This window comes from Micromonospora sp. CPCC 205561, from assembly GCF_036906775.1.
Lineage (GTDB): Bacteria > Actinomycetota > Actinomycetes > Mycobacteriales > Micromonosporaceae > Micromonospora.
Genome location: NZ_JBAKHV010000065.1, coordinates 1 through 15,479, shown reverse-complemented (window position 1 = coordinate 15,479; position 15,479 = coordinate 1). Strand labels below are relative to the sequence as shown.

At 73.5% G+C, this 15,479-nt stretch carries 16 protein-coding genes; 7 read left to right on the top strand and 9 right to left on the bottom strand.

The annotated features are described in order from the left end of the window. Positions 1-64: 64 nt before the first annotated feature. A complete protein-coding gene (locus tag V6V16_RS24715; protein ID WP_334565728.1) occupies positions 65-550 on the top strand; it encodes a hypothetical protein in 486 nt (161 codons plus the stop codon). 215 nt (positions 551-765) lie between these two features. After that, the gene (locus V6V16_RS24710) at positions 766-1,086 is read left to right on the top strand and encodes a hypothetical protein (protein ID WP_334565726.1); all 321 of its coding nucleotides are present in this window, start codon (positions 766-768) and stop codon (positions 1,084-1,086) included. Between the two features lie 262 nt (positions 1,087-1,348). On the opposite strand, the gene V6V16_RS24705 is transcribed toward V6V16_RS24710, so the two are convergent. Beyond that, entirely contained in the window at positions 1,349-1,483 is a 135-nt protein-coding gene (locus tag V6V16_RS24705; protein WP_334565724.1) for a hypothetical protein, read from the bottom strand. 314 nt (positions 1,484-1,797) lie between these two features. Here V6V16_RS24705 and V6V16_RS24700 point away from each other — a divergent pair, with 314 nt between their 5' ends. Continuing rightward, positions 1,798-3,141 carry a collagen-binding domain-containing protein gene (locus tag V6V16_RS24700; RefSeq protein WP_442934150.1) on the top strand — a complete coding sequence of 448 codons (1,344 nt, stop codon included), beginning with the start codon at positions 1,798-1,800 and terminating at the stop codon, positions 3,139-3,141. 48 nt (positions 3,142-3,189) lie between these two features. On the opposite strand, the gene V6V16_RS24695 is transcribed toward V6V16_RS24700, so the two are convergent. Next, complete coding sequence (locus V6V16_RS24695; protein WP_334565721.1) at positions 3,190-3,951, bottom strand: sulfite exporter TauE/SafE family protein; 762 nt, start codon at positions 3,949-3,951, stop codon at positions 3,190-3,192. 199 nt (positions 3,952-4,150) lie between these two features. On the opposite strand from V6V16_RS24695, the gene V6V16_RS24690 reads away from it, so the two are divergent. From V6V16_RS24690 to V6V16_RS24680, 3 genes are read left to right on the top strand one after another with little or no spacing between them, the layout of a single operon-like run. Next, a complete protein-coding gene (locus V6V16_RS24690; RefSeq protein ID WP_334565719.1) occupies positions 4,151-4,522 on the top strand; it encodes a sterol-binding protein in 372 nt (123 codons plus the stop codon). Beyond that, a complete protein-coding gene (locus tag V6V16_RS24685; RefSeq protein WP_334565717.1) occupies positions 4,515-6,599 on the top strand; it encodes an amylo-alpha-1,6-glucosidase in 2,085 nt (694 codons plus the stop codon). Before V6V16_RS24690 ends, V6V16_RS24685 begins: the two co-directional genes overlap by 8 nt. A gap of 11 nt (positions 6,600-6,610) precedes the next feature. Beyond that, positions 6,611-7,213 carry a cysteine hydrolase gene (locus tag V6V16_RS24680; RefSeq protein WP_334565716.1) on the top strand — a complete coding sequence of 201 codons (603 nt, stop codon included), beginning with the start codon at positions 6,611-6,613 and terminating at the stop codon, positions 7,211-7,213. Positions 7,214-7,294: 81 nt separating this feature from the next. On the opposite strand, the gene V6V16_RS24675 is transcribed toward V6V16_RS24680, so the two are convergent. Then, positions 7,295-8,659, bottom strand: a complete 1,365-nt coding sequence (locus V6V16_RS24675) for a hypothetical protein (protein WP_334565715.1) — start codon at positions 8,657-8,659, stop codon at positions 7,295-7,297. A 150-nt stretch (positions 8,660-8,809) separates the two neighbouring features. On the opposite strand from V6V16_RS24675, the gene V6V16_RS24670 reads away from it, so the two are divergent. Beyond that, entirely contained in the window at positions 8,810-9,301 is a 492-nt protein-coding gene (locus V6V16_RS24670) for a MaoC family dehydratase (RefSeq protein ID WP_334565714.1), read from the top strand. Between the two features lie 2 nt (positions 9,302-9,303). On the opposite strand, the gene V6V16_RS24665 is transcribed toward V6V16_RS24670, so the two are convergent. From V6V16_RS24665 to V6V16_RS24640, 6 genes are all read right to left on the bottom strand, one after another. Continuing rightward, on the bottom strand, positions 9,304-10,230 hold the full coding sequence (locus tag V6V16_RS24665; RefSeq protein ID WP_334565713.1) for an ornithine cyclodeaminase family protein: 927 nt from the start codon (positions 10,228-10,230) through the stop codon (positions 9,304-9,306). A gap of 29 nt (positions 10,231-10,259) precedes the next feature. Then, positions 10,260-11,120 (bottom strand): HpcH/HpaI aldolase/citrate lyase family protein, encoded by an 861-nt coding sequence (locus V6V16_RS24660; protein ID WP_334565712.1) that lies wholly within the window; start codon positions 11,118-11,120, stop codon positions 10,260-10,262. Further along, complete coding sequence (locus V6V16_RS24655) at positions 11,117-12,370, bottom strand: 8-amino-7-oxononanoate synthase family protein (RefSeq protein ID WP_334565710.1); 1,254 nt, start codon at positions 12,368-12,370, stop codon at positions 11,117-11,119. The genes V6V16_RS24660 and V6V16_RS24655 overlap by 4 nt, the downstream gene beginning before the upstream one ends. Next, entirely contained in the window at positions 12,370-13,176 is an 807-nt protein-coding gene (locus V6V16_RS24650; protein ID WP_334565748.1) for a cupin-like domain-containing protein, read from the bottom strand. The genes V6V16_RS24655 and V6V16_RS24650 overlap by 1 nt, the downstream gene beginning before the upstream one ends. Positions 13,177-13,276: 100 nt before the next feature. Then, complete coding sequence (gene dmpG / locus V6V16_RS24645) at positions 13,277-14,287, bottom strand: 4-hydroxy-2-oxovalerate aldolase (protein ID WP_334565708.1); 1,011 nt, start codon at positions 14,285-14,287, stop codon at positions 13,277-13,279. Then, positions 14,284-15,210, bottom strand: a complete 927-nt coding sequence (locus tag V6V16_RS24640) for an acetaldehyde dehydrogenase (acetylating) (RefSeq protein ID WP_334565706.1) — start codon at positions 15,208-15,210, stop codon at positions 14,284-14,286. Before V6V16_RS24640 ends, dmpG begins: the two co-directional genes overlap by 4 nt. Between the last annotated feature and the right edge of the window lie 269 nt (positions 15,211-15,479).

Genomic DNA, 15,479 nt, shown 5'->3' with positions numbered 1-15,479 from the left:
CGGGGAGCACCCCACATACTTACCCGAGCAACGCGGACAAGATCACCGGGGGAAGGCAACAGGCATGACGACGCGGCACCGAGTGGCGGCTCCGATCAACACGCTCGTCCTGGTTCTGTGCACACCCGTGGCCGCCTGGTGGCTCATCGGCGACCTGACCGGCGACGAGGCCCGGCGACTGGCCGCCGAGGGCGTCGACCTGGACTACGCGATCCGGCCGGTCAACCTCGGTGCGACGGGGGACCGTATCGTCGGCGCCCTGGCGTGCGTCGGCGTCGTCCTCGCGCTCGCCGGGTTGCTCCGGGCCACCTCACGCCGCCGTCTCGACCCCCGGTGGTGGTGGGTGCTGGTGCCGCTCGTCGCGGCGGGCGTGCTGCTCGGCCTCGCCTGGCGGGTGCTCACCGCCGGAGGAATCGGCGCCAACATCGGAGCGGGGCTCACGGTCGTCGCAGGTGGGCCCGCCCTCGCGGTCCTGTTGACGGTCGCCGCGGTCGCGGCGCTGCGGTTGCGCCGGAACCGCCCGCGACGAGGCCCGCACGGCTCCGGGTGACGACCGGCCCTGCTCCCCTCACCCGCTTCGCCGCCGCTCGGCGGTCCCGGGCTGGTCCGGTCGCCGGTGCGCGCCGGGGAACACCCCCGCGGCTCGACCCGACCTGGTCGTCGCCCGCTGCCACGCTGCGCACATTGGAAGAGGTCATGGGTTTCGCCCGCGTGGAAACTGGAGAAGGTGAAGATCGCACCTGCGCTCAAGGGGGGAACCAACTCGTGTCCGACGCCACCATCGACCGGTCCGATCGCCTGGCCGACCGTCCCGACGAGGTGACCGACCCGTTGCTGTGGAAGCTCGCCCTGGACGTGGCCGACGCCCACGAACCCGACGGGGACGGCGGCTGCCACAACCTGCTCTGCGCGGGTCAGCCCTGGCCCTGCCATGCCTGGAACAACGCCCAGCGGGCGCTGCACCTGGCGCGGGCGGAGCCGGGGCGGCCGGCGGCGCCCGCCGTCGGGCACGGCCGGCAGAACACGTACGCCGCCGGGCTGCCGCACCACGGCCGGTCGGCTGCGCGGACCGCGTCGGCGGCGTAGGGACCACCTCCCCCGGCCGGCGGCGCGGCCCCGGGCACCGGTGACGGCCGGTGCGGTGGCCCTGATCAGGCGTGCCCGGCCGGGCCCGAGACGCGGGCCACCAACTTCCTTCGGGGCGAGCAGGCAGTAGCTCTCGGTGAGCGGCCGGCCCACCTTCCCCCGGTCGACGCCCTCGCCGAGGGCCAGGCCAACGCGTCGTCGCCCCGGTCGAGCTTGAAGAACTGGCGGCCGCCGGCGAGCAGCGGCGCTCCCACCGGCCGAGCTACGAGAGCGCCACCCGCCGGTCCGCCGGCCATCCGGGCGTCGGGACCGCCTCGCGGGCGAGGATGACCGCGCCGAGCAGCGCCGCGTCGTCGGCGAAGCGCGACAGCACCACCGCCTTCGGGTACGGCAGCACCGCCGCGGGCGCTACCAGCTGCCGGCCGCCGGCGGCACGCCCATCTCCGTCCTGGCCGCCTTCGAGTCCGGCGCGGCGCTCGCCCGCCAGGTCTCCGCGCGCTGACCGACCGCCGTGAGCCCCGCCGTCGGGTGGACTTCGGAGCCGACGCCCCCGGCGGCGGGGCCGCGTCAGCGGTGCGGCGGGGCCGGCACCCGCCGCCCGCCCCGGATCCGTTGATCACCCGATCGGTGGTTTTTCCGGGGCGAAGAGGTCCGCCGTCCCGGCCCCGGTCGTTGCCAGTCCGACACCGGTGTCGAGGAATGGCGGGGACGATGCACGTGACGGCACGACGCACCCGGCGGGTACTGCCGCCGCTGACCGCGAGCGCGCTCCTCGTCGCCCTGGCGGTGATGGCCGGCGGCACGAGCGCCCGGCCGCGACAGTCGGTGAACCCGGTGGCGCCCGCGCAGGGCTTCCTGGTGATGACCGAGGGAGACGCCACCCTGCTCGGCAGCGAGAACGAGGGCACCGTCGCGATCGGCGGCGACCTGCGCTTCGACAACTACCAGGTGGCCACGGTCAACGCGGGCGCGTTCGTCGTACCGGGCGACGCCAACCCCACCGCGCTGGTGGTGGGCGGGCGGATCCAGGTTGCCGGCAGCGTGCCCGGCAGTCGCCTGCAGATCCTGCGCGACGGCTATGCCAAGGTCGGGGACCTGACCGGCACCGTCGTGCGGGACGTGGACAACAACGGGGCGCAGGTGAACACACGGATCCTGCCGAGCGACGACTACGAGGCGTCGCCGCGCGTGGAGCTGGTCACCCGGCAGCCCGTCGGCAGTGTGGGGCCGGCCTCCCCGATCGATTTCGCCGACGCGTTCGCCGGCTTCCGCGCGACCTCCGCGGACCTCGCCACCTGCACCCAGAACGTGCTGCTCCGCACGCCCGAGGGCGCCCCGTTGCCCCGCCCCGTCCCGCCGGGCAGCAACGCGGTGGTCACCCTGACGCCCGGGGTGACCAACGTGCTCAACCTGAGCGCCACGGACCTCGCCAACATCGCGGTGCTCACCTTCGCCGACCAGCCCACCGCCGACACCCCGCTCCTGGTCAACGTGGACACCACCGACGTGGCCGACAACTTCACCTGGCGGGCGCCGAACTTCGCCGGCATCGGCGGCGAACAGGCGCGCTACATCCTGTTCAACCTCCCCACCGCCACGTCGCTCACGCTCACCGACGACAGCGCCACCGTCGAGGGCACCCTCTACGCCCCGAGCGCGGACCTCAACGCCCTCACCAACAGCAACATCGAGGGCAGCGTGATCAGCCGTACGCTCGCCCACGACGGGGGCGAGATCCACGACTTCCCCTTCTCCACCCTGCTCGACTGCGCGGCGGGGACGCCGACCCCCACCCCTACGGGCACCGCGACCGGTACGCCGACGCAGAGCCCGACCGCGAGCCCCAGCCAGCCGACGCCGGCCCCGACCGGGCCGGACCCCTCGGACACCCCGCAGCCGCCGCCCTCGCCGTCGACGTCGCCGCTGCCGGTGACCGGCTCGTCGCCGCTGCCGCTGGTCGGCGCCGGCGCGGTGGCGATCGGGTTGGGCGCGGTCCTGCTGTACTGCCTCGGTTCTTCGACCGCGTCGGGTTGGCGTCGTCGCCTGACCGGCTGACCCGCCACGACACGGCGGGGCCGCTGACACGAGCGGACCGGGCTGGACCTACCGGACGACGCGCCACAGCAGGACCAGGCCGAAGGCCACCCCGAACGCGACGACCACCGCCCTGAGCAGCCCGCCGGGAAGCCTGCGGAGCAGCCGTGCCCCGACATAACCGCCGACGACGGTCGCCGGGGCCAGGACCGCCACGCCCACCCAGTTGACCGTGCCGAAGAGAACGAAGAGCACCACCGCCGTGAACGAGATGACGGCCGACAGCAGGTTCTTCAGCGCGACCGTCCGGGTGAGCGGCTCGCGTTGCAGGAGAGCCAGGCTGGCGACCAGGACGATGCCGAAGCCGGCGCCGATGTAGCCGCCGTAGACGCCGCCCAGGGCGACGGCGACCTGCAGGGCCGCCGGGTGTGCCCGCCCGCGCCGCAGGGCGGAGCGCCGGACCAGCCCGTCCAGCCGGTCCTGCAGACCGAGGACGGCCGCTGCGGCGAGGACCAGGAACGGCACGATCACGTCGAAGACGTGGCTGGGCGTCACCAGCAGCAGCACGGACCCGACGACGCCGCCGCCGACCGCCGCGGGCAGGACACGCCGGACGTCCCCGCGGTGCGGCAGGTCCCGGTAACCTCCCGCGACGCTCGCCACGTTGCCGGGAAGGACGGCGACGGTGCTGGTCACCTTGGCCGTGAGCGGCGGTACGCCGACGGCGACCAGCGCCGAGAACGCGATCAGGGAACCGCCGCCCGCGACCGCGTTGAAGGCACCCGTGGCGACACCGGCGGCGACGAGCAGCGTCGCCTGGATGGGGTCCATCGGCTTCCAGGCTAGTGGCGGCGCCGGGCGGCCGGGTCGGTGTCCGCGAGGGCCGACCGGCGTCGCCGCGGCGGGGGCGGTCGCGCCGGGCCGGCGCCGCGACGACCGGTGCGGGCGGTCGAGGCGGCGAAGTTCACCTCATCCGGGTGAGGCGGGAACGGCGATTCGGGGGAATGGTGGCCGGTGAGGAGGGGTCGCGATGGCGGATGCCACCCAGGAGTTCTTCCACGGCCTGGCGCGCCGGGGGCACGACCGGCGGCTGAGGGCGATCGACGAGGGCAGCGTGCGCTTCGACATCAGCCGCGACGGCCGGACCGAGCACTGGCTGGTCGCCATCGACAGGGGCGACATCAGGGTCACCGAGGAGGCGACCGGCGGGGACGCGGTCGTCGAGGCGGACCGGGCGGTGTTCGACCGGATCGCCAGCGGCGAGGCGTACTTCCTGACCACGGTGCTGCGCGGCGAGGCGGCCGTGGCGGGCAGCCCCCGACTCTTCGCGACGCTCCGCAAGCTGTTCCCGCCGCCGCCCACGTCCGAGGGGACGCGACGCCGGGGACGCGGCCGTGGCTGACGGCCAGGTGGGCATCCTGGACGGCACGACCTTCATGGTCTGTGACCGGGCCGGCGACATCGTCCCGTCACCCGACACCCCGCTCGGCCTTTTCGCCCACGACACGCGCCTGCTGTCGAAGTGGGTCCTGACGATCGACGGGGAGCGGTTGAGCACCCTCGCCATCGACGACATCCACTACTTCGAGAACCGCTTCTACCTCGTCCCCGGCCGCCAGGACGTCTACGTCAACAGCACGCTCTCGGTGCGTCGGGTGCACACGCTCGACTCCGGCCTGCACGAGGACCTGAGCATCGTCAACCACGACGGGCGGCCCGTCGACCTGACCGTCCGGGTCGAGGTGGACGCCGACTTCGCGGACGTCTTCGAGGTCAAGGACGCGACGGCCCGGAAGAAGGGCCGGCACTACCGGCGCGTCGAGGCCGGGCGTCTCGTCATCGGCTACGAGCGGGAACGGTACCGGCGGGAGACGATCGTGTCGGCGACGACGCCGGTGGAGCCGGACGACGACGGGCTGACGCTCGCGGTCCACCTGGAGCCGTACGGCAGCTGGCGGACCAGACTGACCGCCGAACCGGACCTCCCGATGCCGAGAGGGTTGGAGCGGCTCACGATCCCGGGGCGGGCCGGGCGTCCCCGGGACAAGGAGCGCCGGCTCCGGGACCGGCTGGCGGAGGCACCCCGGCTGGAGACCGGATTCGAGCCCCTGCGCGGCGCGTACCGGCGCAGCCTCATCGACCTGGCCGCGCTGCGGTTCAGCCCCTTCCTCGCCGAGGACCGGAGTGTGCCGGCCGCCGGCCTGCCCTGGTTCATGAGCCTGTTCGGCCGGGACAGCATCTTCACCAGCCTCCAGGCGCTGCCGTTCGCGCCGGACCTCGCCGCCACCACGCTCCAGGTGCTCGCGCTGCGCCAGGGCAGCCGCGTGGACGACTTCCGGGAGGAGGAGCCCGGCCGGATCCTGCACGAGATGCGGTACGGGGAGATGAGCGTGTTCGAGGAGACGCCACACACCCCCTACTTCGGCAGCTCCGACGCCACTCCCCTGTTCCTGGTGCTGCTCGACGAGTACGAGCGCTGGACCGGCGACGTCGGGCTCGTCCGCTCGGTCGAGCAGGAGGCGCGGGCGGCGATCGACTGGATCGACCACTACGCCGACCTGACCGGTAGCGGCTACATCTCCTACCAGCGCCGCAACACCCGCAACGGCCTGGAGAACCAGTGCTGGAAGGACTCCTGGGACGGCATCTCGTACCAGGACGGGCGGCTGCCCGGCTTCCCCAGGGCGACCTGCGAACTACAGGGGTACGCGTACGACGCGAAGATGCGCACCGCCCGGCTCGCCCGGGCGGTCTGGCACGACCCGGCGTACGCCAACCGGCTGGAACGGGAGGCAGCCGAGCTCAAGCGGCGCTTCAACCGCGACTTCTGGGTCTCCGACGGGGAGTACATGGCCCTCGCGCTCGACGGCGACGGCCGCCAGGTCGACGCCCTGTCGTCGAACATCGGCCACCTGCTGTGGAGCGGCATCGTCGACGAGTCGAAGGCGGCCGCCCTGGTGCGGCACCTGATGTCGCCCGCGCTCTTCAGCGGCTGGGGGGTACGCACGCTGGCCGAGGGCGCCGGCCGCTATAACCCGATCGGGTACCACGTGGGGACGATCTGGCCGTTCGACAACTCGTTCATCGCCTGGGGCCTGCGCCGCTACGGGTACGCCGACGAGGCGGCCCGGATCGCCGCCGGGATCCTGGACGCGGCCGTCTTCTACGACGGCCGGCTGCCCGAGGCGTTCGCCGGTTACAGTCGGGCCGAGACCAAGTACCCGGTCAACTATCCCACCGCGTGCAGCCCGCAGGCGTGGTCCGCGGGCGCCACCCTGCTGCTGTTGCGCACGATGCTCGGGCTCAACCCGGTTGGCGAAGACCTCGTGGTCAGGCCCACTCTGCCCGCTAGTCTCGACTTCGTGGCCCTGCTCGACATTCCCGGGCGGTGGGGGCACCTCGACGCGTACGGCAGAGGGCCGGCCGGCGCGGGCGGACGGGGCCACCAGCCGGCGCCCCAGCAGCTCTCCGCCCCATGACGGGAGGGACGATGCGAGAACTCGACCCGGCGCGGACCGCCGTCGTCGGCGTGCACTGGCAGCACGAGGTCGTCAGCCCCGACGGGGTGTTCGGCCCGTTCTTCGCCGAGCAGGTCTCCCGGCACAACGTCGCCTCGTACGCGGCCCGGGTCGCCGCGGCCGTGCGGGCCGGCGGCGGCCTCGTCGTCTACTCGCGGGTCGCTTACCGGCCCGGATACCCCGACCTCATCCCCAACACGCCCAGCTTCGCCATGGTCCGGGAACGGCAGGCCTTCCTGGAGGGCGCGCCGAAGGCCCGGATCGTCGACGAACTCACGCCGCAGGTCGGCGACGTCGTCGTCACCCACGTCCGCCTCACCGGTTTCTTCGGCACCGAACTCGACACGGTGCTGCGCCGCCGGGGCGTGGAGACCCTCCTGTTCACCGGGGTCGCCACCGACCTCTCCGTCACCGGCACCGTGTTCGAGGCGGTCAACCACGGCTACCGGCCGGTGGTCGTCTCCGACGCGTGCGCCGCCGCGACCGACGAGGCGCACCGGGCGAGCCTGGGGACGTTGGGGCAGCTCGGCGAGGTGGTCACCGCCGCCGAGGTCGTCGACCGCCTGGCGGGGTGAACGCCGTCGACCCGACGCCGCCCGCGAGGGCGCGCACCCGGCATCCCGGCGACGCCACGAACCGACGGCGCGCCCTTCGGGTCAGACCGCCACCATGCAGTTGTCGGAGCTGCTGTCGCGGCCCCGGGCGCTGACGATCCCGGCCGAGCCGTCGCCGTAGTACCGGCAGAAGAGGCCCGCCGGGCGGCCGCCGAACAGCAGCGGCCCGATCACCGGGGCCACCTCGACCTCGTGGGGCTCGTCGGCGCCGTCGGCGACCACGCTGGTCCGGCACGTCCGCGGGGCCACGAAGTCCTGCACCACGCTGGTGCCCTCGGCGACGGCCTCGGCGACGGCGGACTCCCACGTCGCCTGGTCGGCCTCGGCGCCGATGACCACCTGCTTGCCGCTCTCGCCGAGGCCCGCCTTGAGTACCAGCAGGTCCCGGTTCGCCAGCACGAACGGGACCAGCTCGACCTCCCGGCCCTCGCGTTCGGTCCGGCGGTCCGAGAGGATCCGCGTCCACGGCACGTACCTGTCGACGAGGCTCCGGTCGGCGGCGCTCATCCACGGCCGCCCCTCCGACAGCAGCCCCATGGTCAGCTTGCTGTGCATGAACGTCGACGTCTGAGTGCCGACGAGCAGGCAGCCGTTGTCCAGCGCGGCCTGCACGTAGCTGGTGTCGAGGCCGGCGTCGAGCCAGTCCGGGATGGTGAAGTTACGCAGCCCGACCGGGTAGCGCAGGTGGGGTGGGCAGTCCCACGCCTCCGGCAGCTCCTCCGGCTCGAAGAACCGCGCGGTCAGGCCGTGGTTGTTGAGGTAGGCGGCCTCCAGCTGGAAGTAGCGGCTCCGCACGCCGTGCACCCGGGCGCTGCCGACGATGGCCACCCGCGGCGCCAGCGCCAGCTCGGCGCAGAGCGACCGGTACATCTCGGCGCGCACGGCGAACGGGTCCGGGGAGCTGAACGGGGTCCTACCCTCGGCGTCGGCGTGCAGCTTGCGCCACACCTCCAGGCGGCAGTGCGTCTCCACCACGCCGCCGAGGGCGCCGCTGACGTTGAACTCCAGGAACCGCGGCCCGCCCGGCCCGATGACGACGTCCGGCCGCACGACGCAGTCCGGGTAACGCTCCTCGACGAACGGGTCGCCCAGGAACAGCTGGTCCTCGCTCTGCGGCATGCGGTAGGCCGCCAGCCGGCCCCGGGTGGTGGGGGCCGTTTCGAGGGCGGTGCGGCGCAGCAGGTCGACCAGGGCGGCCGCCACCCGGAAGACCTCGGCGTACGACGCGCGCGGGATGGCCATCGGCGCCGCGGGCAGCAGCCGCTGGTAGGGCCAGCCCGTGTCCCGCAACTCGTGGCGGAGCATCTGGCGGATCGTCTCCGCCGGCGCGGCCGGCGGCAGGTGGTGACTGCCGAACCACGGATGCCCCGTCGGCCCCACGGTGCCGACACCCTCGCGCGCGGTCATCTGACGCTCCCTGGAGGCTGCACGTCGACCCGCCCGCGGGAGCCTGCCCGCCGCAGGCCGGTACGTCCGGACGGTGATCGACATAGACTAACATCGGGGTCCGACGTGGACCCGACCGTCGTGTCCACACCCGACCCGGGAGCGTCGTCGATGACACTGCGCCACGTGCAGGGCAACGAGTACCGCGAGGAGCACGGCGGCGACTACGAGGACTTCGAGCCCGGCATGGTGATCCGGCACTGGCCGGGCCGCACCATCTCCGAGACCGACAACACCTGGCTGACCCTGCTCACCATGAACCAGCACCCGCTGCACTTCGACGAGCACTACGGCCGGGGCAGCGAGTACGGCCGGGTGCTCGTCAACAGCGGGATCACCCTCTGCCTGGTCGGCGGCATGACGGTGCAGGCGCTGTCGGCGCGGGCGGTGGCGAACCTGGGCTGGGACCGGGTGCGCCTGCGGGAGCCGGTCTTCGTCGGGGACACGCTCTACGCCACCAGCCGGATCCTCGACAAGCGGCTGAGCCGCTCCCGGCCCGGGCAGGGCATCGTCACCGTGGAGACGACGGGCACGAAGTCCACCGGGGAGACGGTCATCGTCTTCGAGCGGTCCTTCATGGTCCGCTGCCGCGAGGGCGCCTGACGCTACCCGGGCACCGCCCGCTCGTACAGCGCCACCGCGGCGGCGGTGTCCTCGATGGCCATGCCGACCGTACGCAGCACCGACGTCCGCCCGCCGGCACGGACCTCGCCGGTGACCAGCGCGCCGAGCTCGCACAGGTCGTCCAGGCCGATCGTGCCGGCCGCCAGGGCGGCGCGCACCTCGCCCGCGCCCTCGCGCGCCGCCGACCGGTCCTCGACGACGGCAAGCGCGTCGCCCAGCAGGGCGGGATCGACCTCGATCGCGTCGGGGTGCGTCCCGCCGATCACGTTGACGTGCGCCCCGCGCGCCACCCAGTCGGCCTCGACCAGGGGCGTGTCGTCGCTGGTCGACGTCGCCGTGCAGATCACCGCCGCGTCGGCGACGGCGGCCTTCGCGCTGTCGCAGACGCTCGCGCGCACCGGGTGCGGCACGGCGTCGGAGACCCACTCGGCGAACCCCTCGGCCCTGCTCCGGGTGCGCGAGAACACCCGCACCGTGCGGATCGGCCGCACCGCGGCCACCGCGCGCACCAGGGCCCGCGCCTGCACCCCCGCGCCGATGACGGCCAGGTCCTCGGCGTCGGCGGCGGCGCACCAGCGGGTCGCCAGGGCGGCGACGGCGCCGGTGCGTACGGCGGTCAGCTCGGCGCCGTCCAGCAGGGCCGTGATCTGCCCGGTGGCGAGGTCCGTGAGCGCGACGATCCCGTGGATCAGCGGCAGCCCGCGCCCGGGGTTGTCCGGGGTGAGCGTGGTGATCTTGACGCTGCCCACCCCGCGCCGCTCCCAGACGGCGGGGCTGACCAGCAGGACCCGCTGGGGGCCGTGCTCGATGACGGTCCGTGCCGGGGAGGTGGTCCGGCCGGCGGCCAGGTCGGCGAACATCTCCCCCAGCGTGTCGATCACCCGCACCATCGCTGCGGTGCCCGCCATCTGCGCGGCGCCGACCGTCACCGGGCCGGTCACGCGGCGCCGCCGAAGCGGGCGGCCCAGGCGTCCTCGCGCGCAACCGTGGCGCCGGCCATCCGGGCGAACGGCGGGCCGACCATGTTCCCGTCCAGCACCGCGATCCCGCCGTTGGCGGCCCGGACGGCCTCCGCCACCCGGCGCGCCAGCCGCAGGTCGTCGGCGTGGGGGCGCAGCACGCGGTTGATCTCGTCGAGCTCGCCCGGGTGCACCGTCGCCTTGCCGTGGAAGCCTAGCGCCCGCACCCGGGCGGTCTCCCGCGCCAGCACGGCCGGCTCGGCGAGCCGGAAGTTGGCGGTGTCCACGCAGGCGGTGCCGTACCGGGCGCAGGCCAGCGCCATCGCCTGCCGGGCGGCGAGCATGGCCTCCCAGGTGATCTCGACACCTAGCGTGGCGGCCAGGTCGGCCGAGCCGAGGACCAGCCCGTCGCTGGCCGCCGCGATGGCGTCGATGGCCGTCACGGCCTCCACCGTCTCGACCGTCACGTAGATCTCCGGGTGGGCGCCCGCCGAGGCCAGGATCCGCCGCAGCAGCGCCACCTCGGCCGCCGACGTCACCATCGTCATCATCACGATTCCCGGCCGTACCGGGGACTCGGTGAGCATCAGCAGGTCCTGCACCGCCGCGACGCTGCCCAGCTCGTTGACGCGGACCGCCACGTTCCCGGGCCGCGGCGCCTTCTCCAGCGCGGCCCGGCACACGGTGCGCGCGGCGGGCTTCTCGGCCGCCGGCACGGAGTCCTCCAGGTCGATCAGGTGGACGTCCGCGTCGTACGACCAGGCCTTGACGACCCGGTCCAGCGACAACGCCGGGGTGTAGAGGATGCTGCGCGGGACGGCCCGCACGGCGCCGGTCACCGGGCCACCGGCTCGGGCCGGGCGGCGGCCGGGCGGGCGCCCGCCTCGACGAGCACCGAGCAGAGCCGGGTGATCTGCTCCTCGGTCTGGCCCGCGCGCAGCATCACCCGCAGGCCGGCGGTGCCGCGGGCGACGATCGGGAAGAACACCGGCGAGGTGTAGTAGCCGGCCGCGAAGACCCGCTGGGCCGCGTCGACGACCGTCTCGTCGCTCATCGGCACCACCCGGATCGGGTACGAGCTGCCGGAATGCTCGGTGGCGAGCAGCGAGTCGAAGAGCGCGATGTTGGCCCGCAGCCGCTCCTGCAACCGGGTGAGCTCCTCGGTGCGGTGGATCTCCGCCGAGGCCAGGGCGGCACCCACGGCGGCGGCGTTCATCTTCTGCGAGTAGCCCAGCGGCCCGGCGAAGCGTTCGATGATCCGCCGCGTCTGCTGCGGGAAGCCGTCGAGCAGGATCGCCGTGCCGCCCGCCCCGAAGCCCTTGCTCAGCGTCGCGACGGTGATGGTCCGGTCGTCCAGCACAGGGCAGTTCGAGCGGACGTAGCCGACGCCGCGCTCGCCGTACGCCGACAGCGAGTGCGAGTCGTCGTAGAAGACCAGGAGGTTGTACTTCTCCTGCAACTCGGCCAGTTCCTCGACGGGCGCGTAGCCGCCGAGGCTGTCCGAGCCGTCCACCACGTAGCAGACCCGCTCGTAGGTGCGGCACATGTCTGTCAGGTAGTCGAGGTCGTGGCGGCGGCAGGTGACGACCTCGGTCTCGTCGGCGCAGCTCGCCTTGGCGTTGGCCATCGACACGTGGGCGTTCTTGTCGAAGACCATCAGCGGCCGGGTGCCGTTGCCGAGGTGTCCCGAGGCGATCAGCGGCAGCAGGCCGGTGCTGGCCGCCGCCGTGGAGATCGCGCTGATCACCGTCGCGCCGAACAGCTCGCCCAGCGACTCCTCCAGCTCCAGCAGCACCGACGTCTGCACCCGGGTACGCGGGATGCAGTGGTCCAGCACCCCGAAGCGGCGCAGCGCGGCGACCGCGCCGTCGATGACCTTCGGGTGGGTGTCCAGGTCCAGGTAGGAGCAGACGGTGAAGTTGACGAACTCGTGCCCGTCGGCCATCCGGAACACGCCGTCGGAGAGGTCGCCGACGATGCCGGCCACCCCGTGCTCCTCGGACATGTTCCAGAAGGTGTTCCCCACGCCGATGAGCTTGTCGTTGTTGCGGTACCGGTGGGTGGGGGTGATGGTCTTGCGCTCGCTCATCAGGAGTTCACCTCGGTGGGCTTGTAGCTGTAGACACCCTTGACCCTCCGGTAGGCGTACGTGTAGAGCGCGACGCCGAGCGCGTGCGGCCTGCGGAGGATCTTCTTCGACTTCAGCCAGAAGTTGACGTTGATGTTCATCTCGTCCAGCGACTCGGCCTGATGCCACCAGCCGAGCGGCAGGTAGAGCATGTGGCCGGGTTCGAGGACGAAGTCGCGGCGTTGGGCGAGCTTCGGCGCCACCCTCGGATAGCGCGTCAGGTCCACGTTGTCGAGGTCGAAGACCTGGGACTTGTCGCCGAAGCCGCGCAGCACCGACCTCGGGTAGTACTCCCGGGAACCGGGTGGGGCGATGATGAACCGCTTGCGGCCCTCCAGCGCGATGTTGAAGTTCTCGAACTCGTCGAAGTGGTTCTTGGTGAACACCCCGCGGTGGCTGATCCAGAGGTTCGCCGCGTACAACGTGTTGCCGTAGCCGAAGAACCTCTCCGCGTCGAAGCCGATGACGGCGTTCACGTCGGCCGGGCTGTTGCGGATGTTCGACACCACCCGGTGCCAGGTGCCCGGGGTGGTCAGGTGGCGCTCGTCGGCGAAGAACTCGCGCAGCCGGATGTCGCGGGTCTCCCAGCGTCCCGGGTGGTTCTTGTCGCCCGGCTCGGTGAACAGGGTGACGGTCATGTCGGCCAGCCGGGACGCCACGCCCTCCCGGCCGAGCCCCCGCACGCTCTCCGGCAGCGTGATCACCACCGGCACGTCGGCCTTGAAGAGGCCGCCGGGGCCGACGGCCGTGAACTCGTCGAAGGTCATCCGGGCCACCGGGACCCCCGCCGAGCCGCCCGGCCCGGATACCGCGTCCGAAACTGCCATGTCGCCTTCCCTCACTGCTCAAGGGCGCGGTGCGCGCCGGTCACGCGGTGGCCCTGCGGGCGCCCAGCTCCGCCACCACGTCCACGATCAGGTCCTCCTGGCCGGCGATCGCCTGCCGCCTGCCGAGCTCGAAGAACACGTCGCGCGCGTCGACGCCGGCGCGGGCGGAGAGCTCGACCACCCGGTGCTTGAAGCCCGAGAACACCCCCGCGAGGCCGCTCACGATGGACATCGAGGCGGTCACCGGCGGCGCGGGCATGAGTTCGCGTTCGGCGAGGTCGGCGGCGTCGAGCAGCGCGTACAGGTCGATGCCGGTGGCGAACCCGCTGCGCTCCAGCACCGGCACGAGCACCTCGAGCTGGGTGTTGCCCGCCCCGGCGCCGAAGCCGCGCGCGCAGCCGTCGATGATCGTGGCGCCGGCCTGCGCGGCCGCCACGGAGTTGGCGACGGCCATGCCGAGGTTGTCGTGGCCGTGGAAGATCACCGGGACGTCCACCGCCGCGGCCATCGCCGCGATCCGTGCGGTGACGTCCGGGGGCAGGAAGTGGCCCGCGGAGTCCATGATGCCGACCGCCCGCGCGCCGTACCCGACGGCCCGCACGGCGTGCTCCGCCAGCTCCGCCGGGGACGCCATGTGACTCATCATGAGTACGCAGTGCGCCTCGGCGCCGGCCTCGCGCAGGACACCCAGGTGGCGCTCGGCGAGCGACGTCTCGGTGGCGTGCACGCCGATGCGTACGACGTCGGCGCCGTGGGCGATCGCCCGCCGCAGGTCGGCGGAGGTGCCCCAGCCGGGCAGCATGAAGACACCCATCCGGCTGTGCCGCAGCGCCTCGCGGACCGTCGACAGCATCTCGTCGTCGCTCACCGCGGCCTGCCCGACCTGCATGGAGGAGGCGCCCAGGCCGTTGCCGTGGCCGACCTCCACGACCGGGATGCGCGCCGCGTCCGCCGCCTCGGCGTAGCGGCGCAGGGCGGTGGCGCCGAGCTGGTGGCGGACGGCGTGCTGGCCGTCACGCAGCGTCGGGTCGTGGATCACGACGTTCCTCATCGGCCCGCCTCCGTCCGGGCGGTCCGGCCCAGCCGGGCCGCGTGCTGCTCGGCGACCATGATGGCGGCCGAGTTGATGATGTCGAGGTTGCCGGCGTAGCCGGGCAGGACGTCGCTGTGGGCGGTCACCTGCACGGCGACCGTCACCCGGTCGTCGACCACGGTGCAGGCGGTTACCGCGTAACCGGGGGCGAAGGAGCGCACCCGCTCGGCCACGCCGTCGACCACGGCCCGCACGGCGGCGACGTCGGCGCCGGGAATCCGCGCGTGCACCGCCGTGCGGAAGGTCGCCGGTGGCACCGCGGGGCTGATGTTGAGGATCGCCTTGACGTCGGGCACCTCGGAGAACGTCCTGACGGCGTGCTCGGTGGTCGCCACGTACTCGTCGAGGTTGAGCCTCGTGGCCCGGCCCGCCACCTCGCTGGCCACCGTCGAGACGACCTCGACGTACGACACCGCGAAGCGGGTCGCGAGGGCGTGCACGACCGGGACGGAGGCCTGGCCGCCGCAGCTGATCAGGTTGATGTTGCGCCCGGTGGCCGCCGCCACCCCGGTCACGGTCGGCACCACCATCTGCCCCACCCGGCTGGGCGTCAGGTCGACCACCAGCGCGCCCAGGGGCTCCAGCAGCCGCCAGTGCCGCAGGTGCGAGGCGGCGTTGGTGGCGTCGAAGACGACGTCGAGGGCGTCCCCCGCCGCCACGACGGCGTCGATTCCGGCGGCCGTGGCCGGATAGCCGAACCGCTCGGCGTGCCGCAGGCCCGCCGAGTCCGGGTTACGCCCGGCCACCAGCCGGCAGTCCAGCGCCCGGGAGCGGTGGATCTTGCTGATCAGGTCCTGGCCGATCGCCCCGGTGCCGATGACGGCGACGGCGGCGGGCACGACGTCGAGCCCGGTCTCGGCCGCGCTCGCCGCGAGGGTCACCGGGTGCCCCCGCCGCGGCGGAGCCGGCCGACGCGCGGCCGGCGGACGAGGGCTCGGTCGGCGCGGAGCGCGCGGCTCACGGCCGGCGGATCACAGGTTCTCATGTACGTCGTCCTCACCAAATCGATGTGCGCGCGGCGGCCGGTGGAGAGAGGTCCTGCCGGCGTCCGCCGGCAGTGCGGGTGCCCGGGAGCGCGCCCCGGGCCCGGCGCCGGGCCGTCCCGCGGCGTGGGCCGGGGCAGGCGCGCGTCGCGCCGCCTGCCCGGGCG